Origin of the sequence: Bradyrhizobium huanghuaihaiense (assembly GCF_007830635.1) — a bacterium.
GTDB classification, from domain to species: domain Bacteria; phylum Pseudomonadota; class Alphaproteobacteria; order Rhizobiales; family Xanthobacteraceae; genus Bradyrhizobium; species Bradyrhizobium huanghuaihaiense.
Genome location: NZ_VLLA01000015.1, coordinates 113,567 through 132,595 on the forward strand (window position 1 = coordinate 113,567; position 19,029 = coordinate 132,595).

The 19,029-nt window shown below is 65.1% G+C and carries 16 protein-coding genes; 6 read left to right on the forward strand and 10 right to left on the reverse strand.

The features are described 5' to 3' along the window. Positions 1-326: 326 nt before the first annotated feature. Positions 327-1,085: an outer membrane protein gene (locus tag IQ16_RS27155; protein ID WP_018640865.1), complete on the reverse strand. Its 759-nt coding sequence runs from the start codon at positions 1,083-1,085 to the stop codon at positions 327-329. 161 nt (positions 1,086-1,246) lie between these two features. Further along, a complete protein-coding gene (locus IQ16_RS27160) occupies positions 1,247-1,513 on the reverse strand; it encodes a hypothetical protein (RefSeq protein ID WP_018640867.1) in 267 nt (88 codons plus the stop codon). Between the two features lie 214 nt (positions 1,514-1,727). On the opposite strand from IQ16_RS27160, the gene IQ16_RS27165 reads away from it, so the two are divergent. Beyond that, positions 1,728-2,225: a GNAT family N-acetyltransferase gene (locus tag IQ16_RS27165; protein WP_018640869.1), complete on the forward strand. Its 498-nt coding sequence runs from the start codon at positions 1,728-1,730 to the stop codon at positions 2,223-2,225. 145 nt (positions 2,226-2,370) lie between these two features. On the opposite strand, the gene IQ16_RS27170 is transcribed toward IQ16_RS27165, so the two are convergent. Further along, on the reverse strand, positions 2,371-2,742 hold the full coding sequence (locus tag IQ16_RS27170; protein ID WP_018640870.1) for a cupin domain-containing protein: 372 nt from the start codon (positions 2,740-2,742) through the stop codon (positions 2,371-2,373). 323 nt (positions 2,743-3,065) lie between these two features. Here IQ16_RS27170 and IQ16_RS27175 point away from each other — a divergent pair, with 323 nt between their 5' ends. Then, positions 3,066-3,299 (forward strand): hypothetical protein, encoded by a 234-nt coding sequence (locus IQ16_RS27175; RefSeq protein WP_026311679.1) that lies wholly within the window; start codon positions 3,066-3,068, stop codon positions 3,297-3,299. Between the two features lie 164 nt (positions 3,300-3,463). On the opposite strand, the gene IQ16_RS27180 is transcribed toward IQ16_RS27175, so the two are convergent. The 5 genes from IQ16_RS27180 to IQ16_RS27200 form a co-directional block, all read right to left on the reverse strand. Then, positions 3,464-3,691, reverse strand: coding sequence for a hypothetical protein (locus tag IQ16_RS27180; protein WP_018640872.1), 228 nt, complete (start codon positions 3,689-3,691; stop codon positions 3,464-3,466). 321 nt (positions 3,692-4,012) lie between these two features. Next, on the reverse strand, positions 4,013-4,258 hold the full coding sequence (locus IQ16_RS27185; protein ID WP_018640873.1) for a hypothetical protein: 246 nt from the start codon (positions 4,256-4,258) through the stop codon (positions 4,013-4,015). A gap of 40 nt (positions 4,259-4,298) precedes the next feature. Next, entirely contained in the window at positions 4,299-5,423 is a 1,125-nt protein-coding gene (locus tag IQ16_RS27190) for a DUF2336 domain-containing protein (RefSeq protein ID WP_018640874.1), read from the reverse strand. A 287-nt stretch (positions 5,424-5,710) separates the two neighbouring features. Next, the gene (locus IQ16_RS27195) at positions 5,711-9,367 is read right to left on the reverse strand and encodes an AsmA family protein (protein ID WP_145831846.1); all 3,657 of its coding nucleotides are present in this window, start codon (positions 9,365-9,367) and stop codon (positions 5,711-5,713) included. A gap of 154 nt (positions 9,368-9,521) precedes the next feature. Further along, entirely contained in the window at positions 9,522-10,754 is a 1,233-nt protein-coding gene (locus IQ16_RS27200; RefSeq protein WP_026311680.1) for a cytochrome P450, read from the reverse strand. A 128-nt stretch (positions 10,755-10,882) separates the two neighbouring features. On the opposite strand from IQ16_RS27200, the gene IQ16_RS27205 reads away from it, so the two are divergent. The 4 genes from IQ16_RS27205 to IQ16_RS27220 all read left to right on the forward strand — a co-directional run bounded on the left by IQ16_RS27205 (position 10,883) and on the right by IQ16_RS27220 (position 15,128). Next, entirely contained in the window at positions 10,883-11,494 is a 612-nt protein-coding gene (locus IQ16_RS27205) for a TetR/AcrR family transcriptional regulator (RefSeq protein ID WP_018640877.1), read from the forward strand. A 265-nt stretch (positions 11,495-11,759) separates the two neighbouring features. Then, positions 11,760-12,170: a hypothetical protein gene (locus tag IQ16_RS27210; protein ID WP_018640878.1), complete on the forward strand. Its 411-nt coding sequence runs from the start codon at positions 11,760-11,762 to the stop codon at positions 12,168-12,170. Positions 12,171-12,329: 159 nt separating this feature from the next. After that, complete coding sequence (locus tag IQ16_RS27215) at positions 12,330-14,141, forward strand: peptidoglycan-binding protein (protein ID WP_145831847.1); 1,812 nt, start codon at positions 12,330-12,332, stop codon at positions 14,139-14,141. A gap of 351 nt (positions 14,142-14,492) precedes the next feature. Next, complete coding sequence (locus tag IQ16_RS27220; protein ID WP_018640880.1) at positions 14,493-15,128, forward strand: response regulator transcription factor; 636 nt, start codon at positions 14,493-14,495, stop codon at positions 15,126-15,128. A 132-nt stretch (positions 15,129-15,260) separates the two neighbouring features. Here the strand turns inward: IQ16_RS27220 and IQ16_RS27225 are convergent, their stop codons facing one another. Together IQ16_RS27225 and IQ16_RS27230 are read right to left on the reverse strand one after the other, a co-directional pair. Beyond that, entirely contained in the window at positions 15,261-16,013 is a 753-nt protein-coding gene (locus IQ16_RS27225; protein ID WP_018640881.1) for a Crp/Fnr family transcriptional regulator, read from the reverse strand. Between the two features lie 368 nt (positions 16,014-16,381). Next, complete coding sequence (locus IQ16_RS27230) at positions 16,382-18,982, reverse strand: EAL domain-containing protein (protein ID WP_026311681.1); 2,601 nt, start codon at positions 18,980-18,982, stop codon at positions 16,382-16,384. Positions 18,983-19,029: the final 47 nt, after the last annotated feature.

A 19,029-nucleotide genomic window follows, 5' to 3' on the forward strand; every position in this document is an offset into this window, starting at 1 on the left:
GCTACTCGCCGGTGGACGCGTTGACCGTGTCCACTGACACAGCCGAGGCCCGCGTCGGGCGTCCCCTTACGCCCGGAAGCGTTGCAGGTGTCAATCGCAGGGTCCATCGGCGCGCCTACTATGGTGCAGCAGCGGCCGGAGCTGCAGCCTATGGGGCTTATGGTGCCTATGGCTATCGCCGGGCTTGTGGATATTACCCCTACCCGCCCTGCTATTGAGGAGCGCGCGATCGCAGGAGCTAATACCGGACATCCTCGCGTTGTCCTTGCCCCATGAAAAAGGCCCCGGTCGATGCCGGGGCCTGAGTTCACTGGAGAGATTTAGGTTCAATAGCGCGCCGTGACCGGCGCACCGTAACCGCCGAAGCGGTAGTTCACCCGAACCGTGACCATGTCGACGTCCTGGGTGACCCCGCTGCCCGTGAGGATGAACCCACCGGGCGTGACCACGCCCGCGAAGGAGGTGTTGTCGCGCCCCATCCAGAGATGATCGTATTCGACGCCGACCGACCAGTTCGGGGTGAAGCCATACTCCCAGCCAACACCCAGGGCACCGCCCCAGCGCGTGTGACCTGCCGAAGCGAGGCCGACGCCGGTGACGTTGTTGAAGATGTCAAAGCGATTGCGCGTCACCGCGGCGCCGCCCTTCACGTAAAGCAGCGAAGCGTTCCATGCCCAACCGAGCTGGGCCGTGAACAGCCCGATCGCATCGATCTTGCCCGTGGTCGAGATCAACGGATCGACCAGGCTGACGCGGGTGTTCTTGATCTCGGCCCAATCGCCCTGCGCTTCCAGGCCGAGCACGAACTGATTGGTCTGCCAGCGATACCCGATCTGTCCGCCGGCGAGGCCTCCGGAGCGATCGGCGCAGCCACTTGCGACGGCGCCTGCGGGCGTTATCAGATCCGCACAGCCGTGGCTCCACCCATAACCTCCGTTGGCGCCAATATAGAACCCGGTCCAGTTGTAGACCGCCACCACCGGCGCCGGCGGCGGCGCTGCCTTGACAGCCATATCGGCCGCCATGGCCGGAGCCGCCATGCTCAGTGCCGCGAAACCGATCGCAGCGATCGAAAGCTTCTTCATTGTCTCGTCCCCTTTGCTCAAATTTCTTCGTCAGAAGCGAGCTCCTATGCCGGCTGGCGTGCATAAGTGCTGCAAACATCCTGGAGTCTATGCGCGAGGGGAGTTTCAACCCGTACCAAAATGGCAACACTCAAGCGTGACGGCTATGCACGAGAAAGTGCTTAGTCGTCACTTGAAGCGCCGGGCGCCGCGGCGCCGTCCTGTTCGTCGGCAAGCCACGCGTCGATGCCGGAGGACGGGATCAGCCGCTTCGGAAGGTGGGGGTTGATCGTGCCTGCAAAGACGGAGAGTCCCTCCTCACGCCTGGCGCGCGCAAACAGCTTCGCCTCATGCTCGGTCGCAAAGGTCTTCGTCTCACGCGGACTTCGTTGTCTCGGCAGAACGCCTCGCTGTCGCACTTCGAAGGTGACGTACCAGGTTGGAATCATTGCGCACACCAACAGATCACCAGTCCCTGAAGTCGCGTTGTGGTGTAGCCGTCATCCGCGTGCTTGATTCAGATCAAGCTGCCGCTCGACCCCTTTCATCCGAGCGCTGGACGCACCGGGATACGAACTGGGCGTCGGTTGACCCGCCGGGCAGAACAGGGGCACGATGGCATCATCAAGATCGCGACCAGCTCCAAAGCGACGAACTGTTTCCATGGATCACTTCAGCACCGACAGACTGACCGCCGAGCGACTGCACCAAAACCACCTCGCCGATCTCGTCGCGTTGCATCTCGATGCCGAGGTGTCGCGTTATCTCGGCGGCGTTCGCTCGGCGGAGGCGACGAAGACCTATCTCGACGTCAACATGGCCCATTGGGACCGGCACGGTTTCGGGCTCTGGGCGCTGCGCACGAAGGACTGCGCGTTCGCCGGGCGGGCGGGCATCAGGCACATCCTCGTGGATGACGTGGACGAGATCGAGATTGCCTACACCTTCAAGCGGGACTTCTGGGGCCAGGGGCTTGCGAGCGAGATTGCGACTGTGCTGACGCACATCGGGCTGAAGCAACTCGAGCTGCCGTCCCTCATTGGCCTTGTCTTTGTCGGCCACGGCGCATCCCGCCGCGTGTTGGAGAAATCAAACTACGTTCTCGAGAAGAGCACGATTCATCACGGCGAGGACGTCGTGATCTATCGTATCCGGCGGTGAGCGTACCCTCGCAGTCCTCGTAGGATGGGTAGAGCTCTTGCGAAACCCATCGCGCTTCGACACGCTCGGAAACAATGATGGGTTTCGCAAGAGCTCTACCCATCCTACGGACTACGGGCTATCTCCGCTCATTGGCGGGACAACCTCATGGCTCCATCGTGTAGGAGCGCCCGGGTTCGAGCACATAGATGGTCAGGAAGCGGAGCGGACGGTCCGGGTCGCAATTGCGAAAGTGGGTGTGCGGAACATCGGCCCGATCCTGCAAGGTCTCGCCCGCCCGGTATTGTCGCGGCTCATCGCTGCCATAGGCGGATTCGGCAACACCTTCGACGATGTAGATCGCGCCCGCAACGGGATGCCGGTGAAGCGGCGCGACGCCGCCGGGCGGATAGGTGACCTCGACGACCATGAGCTCCTGCTGCTTGCCGGGCAGCGGGAGACGTTCGAGAACCTTGCGCGTGACACCTGCAAACCCGGCTTGCCGAGCGCCTGCCTGACCGTCGCTACGTTCATTCATTAGGCACCTGTCGTTCGAGAGTTGTAGCCGTCGCCACATCGCGGTGAACGACAATGGAACGTTTTACGCAAGGCGACAAAGTGGAAGGCATAACCGCTCACTCAGCATTCTGCCTTATATGCGACAGGGCGTTCAAAGCCTCGTGTCATCAGGTCCACCCGGAACAGAGGGACTCGCCCTGGCGCGGTTCCGTCGGGAGCTTCGATGAAGCACTCGGATGCAACCGACCTGAACAGCCATTCAAGAAAGTTTCTTGCCCGTTCCTGCAACAGGCGATGGTGGCGGTCGTTGACTCGCGACGGACGCAAGCCAAGGAGGAACAGATGAAGAAGCTGACTTACGCTCTTGCAGCGCTAGCGACGCTTGCAATCGGTACCCCCACAATCGCCAACGCGGCCGGCTTCGGAGTCTATGTCGGCGGCGACAGGGGCTATTATGACGGCCCCCGCGCGCGCATCTACGAGCATGACCGCGGCTGGCACCGTGGCTGGTACCGTCACGACCGCGACTACGACCGCGGTGTCGTGATCCGTCGTTATCATCACTGGGACGATTGATGCGAGCCAGCACGATCGAACAAGGAGGCCCCGCTTCGGCGGGGCCTTTTTGTGTTTTGCACTCTTTGTATTTTGCGTTGGACGCAACGAAGACGCCGCCCAGCACGGCGGCCTCTTGGCCGACGTCAGATCACTTTGCGCGGTCTATCAAATCGCTTGTGCCGCTACTTCGTGTAACCCTGGCTCGTACACCACCACATGGCGTCGGCCGAGGTCGAGCCATGCTCGATGACGTATTTTCGGCACGCTTCGTAGTTGACGGCATAACGCTTGGCACACGGGACGGAGGAAATCGTGCCGCCGCTCCAGGAACACTTGTATTGAGCATTGGCTGCCGGCATCGACAGGGTTGCGACAGCGAGCCCGACGACGAGAAACGCGAAGGTCTTCATGACTATCTCTCCCAAATCCAGGGATTAGCGAGTGCTATCCCAGGTGGTACGATATCATGCTTTCGACTGCGCAAGCTCGACGCATGCCCATTCGGGATCGAAGGGGTGCCTTGCGGAAACGCCGACTCTCACACCCCACGGCGAGCTAACGAAATCCGGGCGCGATCCACGACGTGCCGGCCTCCGCCGTACTCGGTCATTGCGAGCGCAGCGAAGCAATCCAGGATCTTTCCACGGAGGCAGTCTGGATTGCTTCGCTGCGCTCGCAATGACGGTGTGGAAGCAGCACGGGTCCGCCAGCTCCATCCGGGCTGCAGCAGCTTACCTGAAATACCCCACGACGAGATCGACATCCGAGCTGCGGGCCGCCGTGCCGTTCAGCTCGGCATCGATGACGCGCCGGCAGGCCTCGATCGCGGCGTGGTCGCCGAGGTCGTTGGCGGCTTCGAGCACGAGCCAGGCGGCGTCCACCGAGGCCTTGTCGGGCGCTCCGCCGCCGAGATCGGTGGCGACAGCATTGTTGAGGTTCTTATTCTTGCGAACTGCGGTGCCGAATTGAGGCAACATCTGCAATACTCCCTCTCGAATTCCTGCTCAGTGAACCTGTTCAGTGAACCTGGAGCTCGGGCTGACGGCCCGAGGCGGAATCGGCACCCGCGCTGTTCTTGCGCGACTGGTAGAACTTCAGGATGCTGCGCGAGGTCTCGATCTTGAGCCGGCCGAACTCGCGCTCGTTGTCCTGGAGGTCGCGGGCCGTGATCAGATGATCCTTGGCGCCGAGGAAGAGCAGCGACATGGTGGTGTCCCAGGAGAAGTCGAGCGCCTTGCACAGCACCAAGATCATCTCGCGGTTGCGGTCCATCAGCGCGCGTTCGATGACGTCGACCGGCAGCGCCGACAGCAGCGACAGGCCGATCTGCACCTCGTCGAAGCGGTGCTGCCGGGCATAGTTCGAGATCGAATCCTGGTTGAGATTGCCCTGGCGGTACTGCGTCGTCACCACGCGCTTGGCGACGAAATAGCTGCGCGAGGACGGGCCGAACTTGGATTGCAGATCGCCGGTGACCTCGGTCACCGAGCTCTGGATCTGCGCCATCATCTCGGGGCGCTCGGTCTCGAGCCGGCGGCGGACGTCTTCCGACGCCTTGGCGATCAGCTGCTGGAAGATGTGACGCGGCACGTCCTTGCGCAGGCCAAGCTGCTCGGCAAGGATCGAGTCACCCTCGGCGCGGCGGACCATGTGCAACAGGCCGGAGCCGGAGAAGCGCGCGCCCTCGTTCTTCGCAACCGAGGTCACGACCTCCTGGTTGCCGCGCTTGACCAACACGTCGGTCACGGCCTCGCCGATCGACTGGCGCTGCGAGATCGCGAGCAGATGCGCCTGGCCTTTGGTCATGGCGCTCTCGACCAGAACCTTCTCGTCGATCCGCGTGGAATCGCGCAGCACGGGGCCGGCGACCTCGATCGCGTCGTCGAAAGCGAGCTTCTCGATGACGTTGAGCGGAGCGTGGTCGCAGGCCGACATCAATTCGGACAGCTGCACGCGGGCGGCGACCTCGATCTCGTCGGCGAGCCGGCCGATCACCTCGCCGAACATGCTGATCTCGTCGTCGACATAGCGGCCGGTGATCAGAAGATCGGTCGCGTGCCACAAGGCGCGGGCCCGGCTTTCGTCGGTGCCGCGCGCGATTGCGTCGTCCAGATCCTGCAGAAGCGATTTCGCCCCGTTCATCTCGATACCCCAGTTCTTGGTCGTTCTTTGGCGAACCGTTGCGCCTCAACTGGCGCGACGCCGAATTCCTCTGGGATCCAACGCTAGAGATGAAACGCGAGAATTCGGTAAAATCGGCAAATCAGTTTTGCCGACTAAAATTCATTCAAATGCGAGAGAATGGGTTAACCGGCGGGCAAGGGGCTGCGCGGGACGTGCGCCCCCTCTCCCGCTTGCGGGAGAGGGTTGGGGAGAGGGTATCTCCGCAACGGGACTATCCCCTAGAGGAGAGAGCCCTCACCCGCGCCTCACGGATTCTGCGGCGTCAGCACCAGCGGCGGCTTCGGCTTGGGTTTTGCGGGCGCAGGGCCGGGCGCCGGCCGCACCTCGATCGGCGGCGGCAAGGGCGCGACCTGCTGGCTCGCGAGTGGAGCACTTGTAAGTGGAGGGCTCGTCAGTGCAGGACTTGTCAGTGCTGGACTTGGCGCGGCGGGCGCGGCATGCGGCGCCTTCGGCGTCGGCGCAGCCTTCTTGGGCGGCGCGCGGCGCGGATCCTGGCCCGGCAGCGGCACATTGATCGGCGCCGGCTCGGGCGCCGCCTCCGGCGCCACCAGCGTCGGCAGAGCGGCGGTGGCCGGCGGCGGCTCGCCGCGCTCGATCGCATCGAGCCGGCGCGTCTCGCGGTCGATCGTGCGCACCGCGAGCCATGACGACAGCGGCGCCAGGTCGACGGTGCGGCTCAATCTGTCGGGCGGACCTGCCGCGAACAGCTGGATCTCGGGCGGCGCGCCGGAGAGCCCGGTCATGATCGGCGTCAGGCTGGCGCGGATGTCGGCCTGGTCGGCTGGAATGTCGTAGCCGCCGGAGACGATGGCGCGGGCATTCTTCGCCTCCAGCGGCGTCGCGCCGACGCGCAGCCGTCCGTCGCGGATCGTAAACGGGATCTGCGCCGAGGCGACCGCAATCGGACCTGCCGAGAGCGCCGGCTCGACCAGCTGCCGCAGGCGGTTGTCGTCACTGACCTGGCCGCCGTCGCTGGCGCGGATGGCGATCTCGAAGGCGCGCGGATTGAGACCGCTGATCTCGGCGGATTCAAGCGTCACGGTGCCGTTGCCGGCGAGCGCGCCGGTGAGCGCCGCGACGCTGCGGCCCTGGCTGGTCAGCGCCATCTGCACCGAGGCACGCCCCTTCGGCAGCGCGAGGTCGCGGTAGCGCAGCACGGTCGCATCGACGTTGCTGAGCTCGATGCGCGCGTTCAGCGCCAGGCCATTGGCGCCATTGCGCGCGTCGAAGCTCGCCGACATCTCGCCGCCGCCAACGCCACCCTTGAGGCCATCGAGCGCGAGCGACTGGCCATCGCTGCGGATCGTGCCGCCGAATGGGCGCAGCTCGATGCCGCCGGGCATCATGCCGCGCAGCGCCTGGAAGGCGATGCGGCCGCGCCAGCCACCGAGCAGCCCCGCACCCAGCGGCTCGCCCGCATCGCGTCCCGCCGCGCCGATCGCCATCGCGAGCGCGGGCCCAAGGTCGAGCGTATCGAGGCCCATCTCGCCGTCGACGCTCTTCTCCGGATCGAGCGTGACCGCGAGACGTCCGCGCAGATGCGAGCTGCCTGCGCTGCCGTCGAGATCGTTGAAGGTCAGGCGGTTGCCCGCCAGTGTGAGGCGCGAGGACAGGCTGACGCCCTGCACCGACTTGTCGGCCGTGCCAGTCCCGAACAGCGGCGCGAGGCTGACGTTGCGCACGCGCAGATTCACGCTGGCTTTTGGTTCCGACAGCTCGACAGTCCCTTGCGCATCCGCATCCAGCCCGCCACCGCTGATCTTCGCGTTCAATTGCAGCGGCCGCCGCCAGGCACCGCTGAGCTTGCCTTCGAACTGCGACGTGCCCTCGCCTGCGGCGACCACGCGATCGAGCCCGAGCAGGGCCAGCAATGCACCGGCCTGCGGTGTCGAGACTTTCGACTCCAGCGTGAAGTCGCTGCTCTGCAATTTGTCGAGATCGATGCCGTTGACGGCCGCTACCGGCGTTTGCGCGGCCAGCGTCGCGGTCGCCTTGAGCTGCGGCGCATCGAGATCGAGCACGGCGCGGGCGTCGCTGCGATCGGCATGCTCGGCGTTCCTGTCGAGGCTGAGGTCGAGCTTCAGGCGGGTTGCGCCCGGCAATGACGGGAGGGCATCGAAGCGCGCACGCACCGACGGCGCAAACGGCTCGATCAGTGCGGTGAGCTCGTGCAGTGAGTTGCCTGAGGATTTCAGCGCGAGCTTGCCTGTGGCCCTGGTGCGGTCGAAGCTGCCGCTCGCTTCCGTGGTCACGCCGCTGGTCTGGCCGAACCGCAACTGCTCCAGCGACAGCGAATTCGGCCCGTAACCGAGCTTCGCCGCGAACGGCCGCAGCTCCTGGCCGGCGGAGATGGCGCGGCCGACATCGAGCGAGAGCCTTGCCTCCTCCGGCCATTCACCTTGCGGCCCTGCGAGCGCGCGGAGAAAGCTCGCGGCGGCGTCGAGATCGAGCCGGTCGGCCTTCAGCTCGGCATCGATCCGCGAGCCCTTGCTCGCGCCGCTCTGGACGAAGGCAATCCGTCCCTCGATGGCGCCGCCTTCGATGTCCGCCTTCAGGCGGTCGATGGCGAGATGGTTGGCGGCGATGGTCACGTCGCCGGCAAGGCGCAGCGGCCGGGTGCTGCGGCGGTTGATCTCGCTGCGGCCCTGGAGCCAGGCCACAAGCGTGTCAGGATCGGAGGATTCGACATTGAGGCGGCCGCTGAAACTGTCGGCGCCGGGCGTTGCGCCGTTGAGCGAGAGCTGCGTCGTGCCGGGCGCGCGCAGCTCGAGCCGCCGGAAGGTCCAGGACCGGCCATCGGTCGCAAGCTCCGCCGCGATGTTCTGGAGCGGGCGGCCACCGAGCATGATCTGGTCGGAGTTGAACTCGATCTGCGCCGGGATCGGTGCCTGCGGGATCGCGGCGAGGCCCGCGCGCAGCGCCGGCAACATGCGCAGCGGCTCGGAATCGTTTTTGGCCGCCAGCCTGTCGGCATCGATCTGGCGGGCCGACAGCACCGCGCGCAGCAGCGGTGAAGCACCGAACCTGACGTCGCCGACGCCGCCGACTTTCAACGCGTTGTCATCAGTGCCGATGCTCGCATCGATCTGGTCGAACTTGGCGCCGGCCGGGTCGGCCTTGAGTTTTGCGGTGAGCTTCCACGGCGTCGGCCCCGCCTCGCCCGGCTTCTTTGCCAAAGGCACCGCGAGCGTCAATGCGCCGTCGAATTTCGGCAGGCGGTTGTCGAAGGCGAGCACGCCTTCGAGATCGGCCAGGATCGCGCGCTCGCCGGGATCGACGTTGAGATGCAGGCGCGTGGCGCTGCCGTCGGCGCTCGGGCCGGAGGAGACGCGGAACGGATAGCGCGTGCCTGACACCTTGAAACTGCCGTCGCCTCGCACCGAACCGGCGAGCGAGCGGACGTCGCCGGAGAATGCGATGTCGGTCAGCTCCAGCGTCGAACGGCTGGCGGCGTCATGCAGCGCGATGCGGCCGGTGAGGTTCAGCCGCTCGATGGCGAGCGAGCCCAGGTTGAAACTGCCGCTCGCGGTCGACGGTAAATCGACCCGGCCGCGCGCATCGAGGCCGAGATCGACCGCCATCCCGCCCACGCTCAGCTCGGTGGCGCGCCATTCGCCGCGCATGAGAGAGCCCAGGCTGAACTCGACGTCGAGCTTGTCGGCGCGCAGCCGGCCGAGATCGTTGTTGCCGCCGAAGGTCACGGAACGCAGCCGCAGGGTCGGCGCCGGCAGCAGCCGCGCGTCCAGCTCGCCCGCCACCCGTACCGGCACGCCGATGATCCGGCCGGCCTCCGCCTCGAACTGGGGCCTGAACTGGTTCCAGTCGATGAAGTAAGGCCCGATCAGCGCGGCGAGCAGCGCTAAGATGAAGGCAATCGCCAATCCGAGCAGCGTCGTCTGCACGGGTCTCCCCTCGGCCAAACCGGCACCCGGGCCAAACCTTGACCCCTGCAAACCTTGGCCTTGAGGCTTCAGGCGCGCCGGAACAGCCCCTTATATAGAGGGAAGTGTGGCGAAGTCACAGCGACTGTTGCGCGCGGAGGTTAACGGTGGGGCCTCACCAGCTCGCGGGGAGCTGCGTCAGGCCGCGCAGCACGAAGGTCGGGCGCCATTTCGGGTTCTCGACGTCGTCGATGCGCAAGTCAGGCAACCGCCGGAGCAGCGTGGCAATGGCGATCTCGGCCTCGATGCGCGCCAGCTGAGCCCCCAGGCAGAAATGGATGCCGCCGCCGAACGACAGCGGCTTGACGTTCTGCCTGGTGACGTCGAGCCGGTCCGGGCGATCAGGGTAAACGGCGGGATCGCGGTTGGCCGAGCCGAGCAGGCAGAGCACCGTCTCGCCCTTGGGGATCTGCCTGCCGCCGAGATCCTCGATGTCCTCCAGCGTGACACGCCCGGTCATCTGCACGGAGGAATCGTAGCGCAAAAATTCCTCGATCGCGCCCACCATCAGCTCCGGCCGCGCCTTCAGCAGCGCCAGCTGGTCCGGATTGCGGTGGAGCGCCAACAGACCGTTGCCGATCAGATTGACGGTGGTCTCGTGACCGGCGCCGAACAGCAGGATGATGTTGGCGGTCAGCTCCTCATTGGTGAGCTTGTTGCCGTCCTCCTCGGCCTGCACCAGCTGGGTGATGAGGTCGTCGCCGGGATTTTTGCGGCGGAGCTCGAACAGCTGCTGGAAGTACATCTGCGCCATCATGTTGCCGGCGTTGCCCTTGGCGATCTCCTCCGGCGAGAGCGGCACGGGGTCGAGCAGCCGGCCGCCGTCACGCGAGCTCTTGTAGAAGACTTCGCGATGGTCCTCGGGGATGCCGAGCATGTCGCAGATGATGGTGACGGGCAGGCGGAAGGCGAAATCCTCGATCAGGTCCATGTGGCCGCGCGCGATCACGGCATCGATCGCCTGGTCGACGATCTCCTGGATGCGCGGCCGCATGTCCTCGACCCGGCGCGCCGTGAAAGCTTTTACGACGAGGCCGCGCAAGCGGGTATGATCCGGAGGATCCGACTGCAGCATCCAGTGGCTCATGCTGCGGAACACCGGCTCGTCCATGATCTTTTCGCTGTACCGGCGCTTGGAGCGCTCGACGAAATCCTTGCCGAAGCGCTTGTCGCGCATCACGAGGCTGACATCGGCGTGGCGGCTGGCGACGAACTGGCCGAACGGCGTCACGTGGATCGGATCGATCGCGCGCAGCCGGTCGTAATGCGGATAGGGATCGCGGATGAAATCCGGCGACAGCGGATTGAACAGCGGATCACCGCCGGCGGGTTGCACTTGCTCGTTCATGGTGACCTCAATCGGTTGCCGCATGACACGCATACGCAAGGCAGCCCCTGCCCGGCGTAACCCATCCCCTTTTTTAATCAACTCGATACATTGTTGTATCGAGTTGCATTCTGCCCTAAGCTGCGCCGATGTCAAGGGTGAGAACCAGGCCGACCAGGGACGACACGCGCGACAAGTTGTTCGAGGCGGCCGCGCGCGTGTTCGAGGAGGACGGCATCGGCGGCGCCAGCATCGAGGCGATCGCGGCGGCGGCGGGTTTCACCCGCGGCGCGTTCTATTCCAACTTCAAGAGCAAGGACGAGCTGATCATCGCCATGCTCGAGGACCATGTCGAGCAATCGATCCGCCGCAACATGGACATCCTCGCCCAGCACGACAATCTCGACGATTTCATCGCGGCACTGAAGACGATGGACCGCAGCAAGCAGGACCCGCTCGGCCGCGCGCCCCTCCTCCACATGGAGATGATCCTCTACGTCGCGCGCGCCGAGAAGCGCCGGCCCGAACTTGCCAAACGCCTGCGCGCGCGGCGCAAGCTGGTCGCCGACATCGTCGAGGCGACATTGAAGGGCAACGCGAAGGGCGACACTCTGAACCCGCCCTGGATGGCCTCCGTCGTGCTGGCGCTCGAAGACGGCTTTCGCCTGCACCGGCTGATCGATCCGGAAACGACGCCGGCCGACAGCTTCTTACGCGCCATCACGGATCTGCGGCGAAGGACGGGGTTGGCGTCGGACTAGGGCGGCCACGCATGTGCCAAACCGCCGCAGCCTCGGGAACAAACGGCGCGACGCGATCAAGAAATGTCCGCGGAACAGCGTGGCTGATCGATCCCTTCAACCGACGCGATCAGTCCTGAAGCGACCGCCATCAGGGGACGCGAAACCATCGAGATGAACGCGCATTTATCTTCATGACTCTTTGCCTCTCCTGATTGCGCGTTTGCAACTTTTGCCCGTCGTTGATGTTGGCACGGCATCACAACACCAACGAGGAGGACAGCACATGAAGACCGCGCTAGTTCTGGCAACCGTCGGCACGCTCGGCCTGAGCGCGGTGGCAGCACCAACGCCCGCGGAAGCCCGCTGGCGTGGCGGCTTCGGTCCGGCACTGGCGGGTGGATTGATCGCAGGCGCCGTTATCGGCGGCCTGGCCTCTTCCGCTTACGCGTATGGGCCGGGTTACGGCTACTATGGCCCGGGTTACGGCTATTACGGCGGCGGCTACGCACCGGCGTATTACGGCGGCTACGAACCATATCCCTGGGGCGGCTACACCACGACCTACTACAGCACTGGTTATGCCCCCGCCTATTACGGGTACGGCTATCGCCGCGTGGTGCGTCCGGCCTACGCCTATTACGGCGGACCGTTCCCGCGGCGGCACTTCCATCGCCATCGTTGGCACCACTGGTGATGTGAAGCGCCAAGACAGGCCCAGCGCGGAACGCTGAGCCCTCAGGAATGATGATCAGGTCGAGGCCGTCCGGCCTCGACGGTGAAATTCAACGCGCGCGATCGCGTCAGAGCGGAACCTGAGCAATTGCAGCGAGCAAATCAAATCAAGGAGTCTCAGATGAATACGGGAAAGAACAAGTTTTTGCTGACCACGGCAGTGCTTCTCGCCGGCGTCAGTCTGGCATCGGCGCAAGGCATGCGTGAAGGTGCCGGCGGCAGTGCTGCAGAACACGGACGATCCGACGGCGCGACGTCGCAAGGCGCCGCTGGCGCCTCGCGCAGCGAAGGAATGACCCAGGGCCGCGCGGGCGGTCGGGCCGAAGGTTCCTCCGCGGCGCACGACAGCGGCCGAGCCGCGGACAAGAGCGACAAGCAGACCATCGGTCAGGGCCGCGACGGCGCGCGTCAGTCGCAATCGGAGCAAAGCAAGCAAGGCAAGGACCAGACGGTCGGCCAGAGCCGTGGCGACAGGGACCAGGCGCGTCAATCCAAGTCCGAAAGCGACAAGAGCGGCAAGCAGACGATCGGACAGAGCCGCAGCGACCGCGACCGTACGCAGTCGCAGAGCACCGAACAGAACAAGAGCACCACGACGGGCGCCAATGCCCGGGATAAGAATGCACAAGACAAGAATGCCCAGAGCAAGAACGCGCAGGGCCAGAGCACGACGACCACCGGCGCGAACACCAAGGGCACCGCCCAAGACAGGAACGCGCAAGACAGGAACGCCCAAGACAGGAACGCACAAGGCACGAACGCGCAGAGTCCGAGCACGACGACGACCGGCGCGAACACTGGTGGCAGCGCCCAGGGTAACGTCCAGAACCAGGGTGCCCAGCAGGGTCAGGGCACGACGACCGGCACCAACGCGCAAGGTCAGGCCAACGCTCAGGCTCAGACCCAGGGCGCGACCACCCAGAGCATGTCCGGTCGCGTGCAGGTGAATGCGCAGCAGCAGACACAGCTGCAGCAGTCGGTGCTCAGCTCACGCAATGTGGACCGCGTGCGGGTCAACACCAATGCCATCAACTTCCGGATCAATGCCGGCGTGGTCGTGCCCCGGAACATCTCCGTGGTCTCGGTCGCGGCTTATCCCGCGTTGATCGACGTCTATCCTGACTACCGCGACGACAGCTTCTTCGTCGTCGACGACGAGATCATCGTCACCGACCGCGGCCGCAGGATCGTCGACGTCATTCCCGCCGGGCCGCGGACGCACTATGCCCGCAGTGGTGGCTTGAGCGGAGGTGGCGGCAGCATCGCTGCGCTGGATCTCAGCCCCGACGAGATCCGCGTTGTTCAGCGGGTCCTGATCGAACGCCACATGCTGTCCGGCGAAGCCGACGGCGTCCTCGGGCCGGGTACACGCAGGGCATTGATGACCTTCCAGAGACAGGAAGGCTTCCAGGCCAGCGGCTCGATCGATACCCGCACCGTCGCTGCGCTCGGCGTGTCCAACCAGATCCGCGCCACGCAGGGCCAGTCGACCACGGTCGGCCAGGGCGGCAACAACCAGTCGGCGCCGCAGAACACGACCGGGCAAAGCACCGGCCAGGGCAACGCGCCGGCGCAGCAGAACCAGACCACCGGTCAGGCTCCGCAAAACCAGCCGTCCACAACCGGCCAGGCTCAGCAGAACCAACCGGCCACCTCGGGTCAGGCCAACACGCAACCGCCGTCGGGCCAGACCACCGGCCAGGCTCCGCAAAACCAGCCGCCCACAACCGGCCAGGCTCAGCAGAACCAACCGGCCACCTCGGGTCAGGCCAACACGCAACCGCCGTCGGGCCAGACCACCGGCCAGGCTCCGGCACAAAGCAGCACTTCGTCCACCAGTCAGCCCAGCACCAACCAGAACACGCAGACTGGACAGACCAATCAGAACAATGCGCCGCCGCCTTCGACGTCGAGTCAGCCAACCCAGAAGTAGAGCGGCTGACCACATGCTTCCGAGCCCCGCCTCCCGGCGGGGCTCTTTCGCTGCGGCCTGCAGCATTGAAGACGATGACCAACAGCAGGCAGAACGCGGTTATGTCAAAACGCAACGGCAGGTATTCGGACGACGACGCCTCATTCGGGCCTGTCTCGCGCGCTTGCGATCAAAAGGACACACCCGGCGTCCGGCGCCGCATACTGTCACAGATTTAATTTGCACCTCGCGATTGCAGGACGTAACTGCCATTCAAGAGCGACGTGATCCGGGAATAACCGGACGAGAAGGCGCTGCACCAACAAGCAAGAAAAGCAAGCACAGCAGCTACTTTTCGTTCAGGAGAATTCATTGCCCGGCATCGTCCATGTCGTGGATGACGACGCATCGTACCTATCGGCCATCCAACAAGTTCTAGAGGCAAGCGGATACCGCGTTGCCACCTATGCATCGGCGCAGCAATTGCTGGAGCAGCGGCCCGACGAAAGCAAGGGCTGCATTCTGCTGGATGTCAGGATGCCGGGCATGAGCGGGCTCGAGTTGCAGAGCCGCCTGACCGAGCGCGGCTCGACACTGCCCATCATCTTTCTGAGCGCTTATCCTGATGTCAGCATCACCGTGAAGGCGATCAAGGCGGGAGCGGACGACTTCCTGATCAAGCCTGTTGGCCCGGATGATCTCTTGAAAGCCATCGCACGCGCGATCGCGCGGCATCGCAACGCGCGCGAACTTGACGGCGAGCTTGAAGCGCTTCGGGCCCGGCTCTCGACGCTTACCCCGCGCCAGCGGCAGGTCTTTGAGATCATCGTCCAGGGCAAGACGAGCAAGCATGCCGCGCGCGAGCTCGGCAGCACCGAGCGGACCATCAAGGCGCATCGGAGCGCGATCATGGACAAGCTGCAGGTCCAGTCGGTGGTCGAACTGGTCAGAATCGCCGAGCGGCTCGGCGTGCTCGGCGAGAAGGACGAGCCGGGCACGGCGGTATGAGCATGACGCGGCGGTTCACGGTTTTGCGGGTCGACATCAGCGACGAGTCTCGCCGCCGCTCAGCGTGTGGCTGATCCGGGTGACGGTCGCAGCCCATTGCCTTCCCGGATGGTCGCTCACGGCAATCGCAATTCACCCGCTATGTCGGTCGGCGTAGTCAATGCGCGAGGTCGCGCCGTATTTCGTCGAGAAGATCTGCTCGACCTCGCGATGCATCGTGCCATGACATTCACACGCTGCGGCCGCGAGTCTTGCTCGGTCGATCTCGATGCGGCCTCGTCGATCAGATCTGATCGCGCCGGATGCACGCAGATTGCGCATCAGGAGCGTCACGGTCGTTCGGCGCACACCGAGCATTTGCGACAGCGCCTCCTGGGTGAGAGGCAGGACATCGTCGTCAATGCGGTCGCAAATGTGCATCAGCCAGCGTGCCATCCGGGCTTGCACCGGATGTAGCGCATTGCAGGCTCCGCCGCGCTGAAGCTGCACCAGCATCGCCCTGATGTGAATCTGGATCGCGTGCCGGATCGCGGAACTTCGCTGAAATGCCGCGTGAAATTGCCGCGCCGGGATTCGCGAGGCGGTCCCCGCCGCACGAACGATGGCGGTAAGAGCCGAGGACGACGGTCCAAACACGGAGAGAGTACCTATTGCCCCCTCGCGACCGATCAGGGCGCTGGCAACGGTCTGGCCGTCCGCCAAGTCGACCATCAGCGAGACGGCACCGCTATGAGGAAACAAGACATAGTCGACCGGATCACCGTTGTGCGAAATCGACGCGTCCTCAAGGAGCGCGACTGTCTCCAGCTCGGGCGCCAGCAGATCGAAATCGGCAGACGGTAGTGCTGCCAAGAGGCGATTACCAATTCCGCCAACTTGTCTCACTGCGGGTGAACCGCGAAGTATCCGCTTTCACCACTCCGAGCGGCGCGAAACAGCGGTCTCAGCATTTGCTCGGATCTGTCTTCGCGACCCGCACCAAGATCCAGTTCACTGACAAGCATCCTCACTCTCAACGACAAAACCGCTTGCCACGAGGCGAAAATTTCCTCGTGCGCTCAATGCGATCTAGATGCAGGCGAGGCGCGGATTACACAACTGCAAATCAGGTATGGGTAACACCGTACGGGGCAAGTTCCGTCGGCCAGCCGTTCCTCTCGGTCCTCGGGTTCCATTCGGTTGCGCACTCGGCAGCGGCCCGAAACAGGCGCCTTTCGGGGGCTGAAAGGACAAGCGGACGGGCCGATTGTCTTTCAGGAGTTCATACCTCCGCCGACCACTTTCACCGCAGCCACGCCAACCACCGCAACATCGAGTCTTCCCAGCATCGCCCTCGCCTGCTCGGCGCAATGCTCGATCAGCCAGCGCTCGAAGGCGACGGGTGCCAGCGCCGGCGCATAGAGGAAGCCTTGCACGACGTCGCAGCCGAGCTCGGCCAGCGTCCTGCGCTGGCCTTCGGTCTCGACGCCTTCGGCGACGACGGTCATGCCGAGGCCCTGGCCGACGCGCACCACGGCGGTGGCGATCGCCAGCGCGCCCGCGTCACGCTCGATATCGCGCATGAAACTGCGGTCGATCTTGAGCTCGCGGATCGGCAGATGGGCAAGGCGGCTGAGGCTGGAATAGCCGGTGCCGAAATCGTCCACCGAAAGCCCGACGCCCAGCTCGCGGATCGCATTCATGGTCTCGAGCGCGGCGACGCTGTCCTGCATGAACGCACCCTCGGTGATCTCGAGCATCAGGGCGTCCGGCGGCAAATCGTATCCGACGAGGATGTCCTTCAGGCGTGCGGCCAGCGTGACGCTGCGGAAGTTGATCGGCGACAGGTTGACGGAGACGCTGGGGATATTGAGCCCGGCGCGGCGCCAACTCGCCATCTGCCGGCAGGCCTCGCGCACCGACCACAGACCGATCTGGTCGATCAGGCCGCACTCCTCGGCAAGCGGGATGAATTTCGCCGGCGAGACATCGCCGAGCTCGGCGTCGTGCCAGCGTGCCAGCGCCTCGACACCGTGGACGGCGCCGTCGCAGCTGCGGATCTGCGGCTGATAGCTCAGCGTCAGCGCGCTGTCCGCGATGGCACGGCGCAGCGCCGCGATCAGCGCCAGCCGCTGCTCGGTCAGCCCGTTCATCTCGGCGCTGAACAGGCGATGGGTGGAGCGGCCGGCCTGCTTGGCCATGTACATGGCGGCATCGGCCTGCTGCATCAATGTGTCGATGTCGGTCGCGTGATCGGGATAGAGGCTGATGCCGATGCTGGCCGACATCGGCATCAGCTTCGATGCGAGCCGCAAGGGTGCGGCCAGCGCTTCGGTGATCCCGGCCGCAATGCGCTCGGCGGCCTCGGCGTTGCGTTGCGGCAGCAGGATGACGAATTCGTCGCCGCCGAGCCGTCCCAGCATGTCCTCGGGACCGATATGTTCGCGCAGGCGCTGCGCCAGCTGGATCAGGAGCTCGTCGCCGGCGGCGTGGCCGAACGTGTCGTTGACGTCCTTGAAGTGATCGACGTCGAGGAAGGCCAGCGCGACATGGCTGCCGGTCGGGCAGGCATCGATCGCGGTCGTGATAAGGTGGCGCAACTGTGCGCGGTTCGGCAGGCCGGTGAGGATGTCGTGATAGGCGAGCCGCGCGATCTCGGCGCGCGCTTCCTTGCGCTCGATCGCGAAGGCGCCGAGGTTGACGCAGGCCTCGACGATGCGGCGATGCCAGTTGCTCGGCGCGCGCGGCTCGCGATAGTAGAAGGCGAAGGTGGCGATGACGCGGCCGTCCTTGGCCTTGACCGGGGTCGACCAGCAGGCGCGCAGGCCGATTGCGAGCGGCATGGCCTTGTAGGGCTGCCAGCGCGGGTCGGTGTCGAGATCCTCGGCCAGGACCGGCACGCCGTAGAAGGCCGCCGTCCCGCAGGAGCCGACATTGGGGCCGATCGCGATGCCGTCCAGCGCGCGGGAATAATCCTCCGGCAGGCTCGGGCCGCCGAGCGGATGGACCAATCCGGCGGCATCGACGTGGAGCAGCGAGCAGACCACGTCGGGCGCGATCTCCTCGACCCGGCGACACAGCCTGTCGGCGATGTCGGTGATCGGGACCTCGTCGGCGAGCGCGCCCATGATCAGCTGCTGGAGGGAGCGGAGCTGCTTGGTCTCGGTGATGTCCTCGAGCAGCGCGAAGATGTGCTTGACCCGACCCTTCCTGTCGCGAAAGGCATCGATCCGGGCGCAGACCCAGATCTCCTCGCCGTCCTTGTCGTAGACCAGCGTCTCGATTTCGCTGCGATGGCCGCCGGTCAGCAGGCGCTTGACCAGCTTTGCGACGGCGTTGCGATCGGTGTGGCAGCCGGCGATGAGCTCGCCGGCGCGGCGCCCTTCGGCCTCCTCGCTGGTATAGCCGAACAGCGCTGTGAACGCGGAATTGACGTAGACGATGTTCTGCTCGACGTCGGTGATGATCACCGCGCGGTTGGTCTGGTCGGAAACGGCGTGGAGCAGCCCGATCCTGACGCGGCGTTCGGCATCAAGGGTGACGTCGCGCGCGAACACGATGCGATGGGGCGCACCGCCGACCGTCGTCGACGACATCGCAACCTGCGCCTTGATACGGCTGCCGTCGCGCCGCACGAGGCTGATCTCCTCGCGGAGATCCTCGGTCGCGCCGGCCTCGAGACATCCAAGGCTGAGAACGGCGGCATCGCGACCGAGCACCTCGGTGGCAGCGAGATTCCAGATCCGCTCCGCGGCCGGGTTGAAATGCGTGATGCGATGCGCCTCGTCGAGGATGACGATGCCGTCGTCGGCGCGCTCGAGCGCAGCGCGCAGCACGTCCTGAGTTTCTGTGACAAGGAGATCGGAGGCGGACATCGTCTGAACCGGCGGCATCGGGAAATGCGGCAATCAGCCCGAGAGTA

Bases quoted from the DNA above. Each gene is read 5' to 3' on its own strand.
- IQ16_RS27155 (WP_018640865.1), bottom strand. From the start codon at position 1,085: ATGAAGAAGCTTTCGATCGCTGCGATCGGTTTCGCGGCACTGAGCATG.
- IQ16_RS27160 (WP_018640867.1), bottom strand. From the start codon at position 1,513: ATGATTCCAACCTGGTACGTCACCTTCGAAGTGCGACAGCGAGGCGTT.
- IQ16_RS27165 (WP_018640869.1), top strand. From the start codon at position 1,728: ATGGATCACTTCAGCACCGACAGACTGACCGCCGAGCGACTGCACCAA.
- IQ16_RS27170 (WP_018640870.1), bottom strand. From the start codon at position 2,742: ATGAATGAACGTAGCGACGGTCAGGCAGGCGCTCGGCAAGCCGGGTTT.
- IQ16_RS27175 (WP_026311679.1), top strand. From the start codon at position 3,066: ATGAAGAAGCTGACTTACGCTCTTGCAGCGCTAGCGACGCTTGCAATC.
- IQ16_RS27180 (WP_018640872.1), bottom strand. From the start codon at position 3,691: ATGAAGACCTTCGCGTTTCTCGTCGTCGGGCTCGCTGTCGCAACCCTG.
- IQ16_RS27185 (WP_018640873.1), bottom strand. From the start codon at position 4,258: ATGTTGCCTCAATTCGGCACCGCAGTTCGCAAGAATAAGAACCTCAAC.
- IQ16_RS27190 (WP_018640874.1), bottom strand. From the start codon at position 5,423: ATGAACGGGGCGAAATCGCTTCTGCAGGATCTGGACGACGCAATCGCG.
- IQ16_RS27200 (WP_026311680.1), bottom strand. From the start codon at position 10,754: ATGAACGAGCAAGTGCAACCCGCCGGCGGTGATCCGCTGTTCAATCCG.
- IQ16_RS27205 (WP_018640877.1), top strand. From the start codon at position 10,883: ATGTCAAGGGTGAGAACCAGGCCGACCAGGGACGACACGCGCGACAAG.
- IQ16_RS27210 (WP_018640878.1), top strand. From the start codon at position 11,760: ATGAAGACCGCGCTAGTTCTGGCAACCGTCGGCACGCTCGGCCTGAGC.
- IQ16_RS27215 (WP_145831847.1), top strand. From the start codon at position 12,330: ATGAATACGGGAAAGAACAAGTTTTTGCTGACCACGGCAGTGCTTCTC.
- IQ16_RS27230 (WP_026311681.1), bottom strand. From the start codon at position 18,982: ATGTCCGCCTCCGATCTCCTTGTCACAGAAACTCAGGACGTGCTGCGC.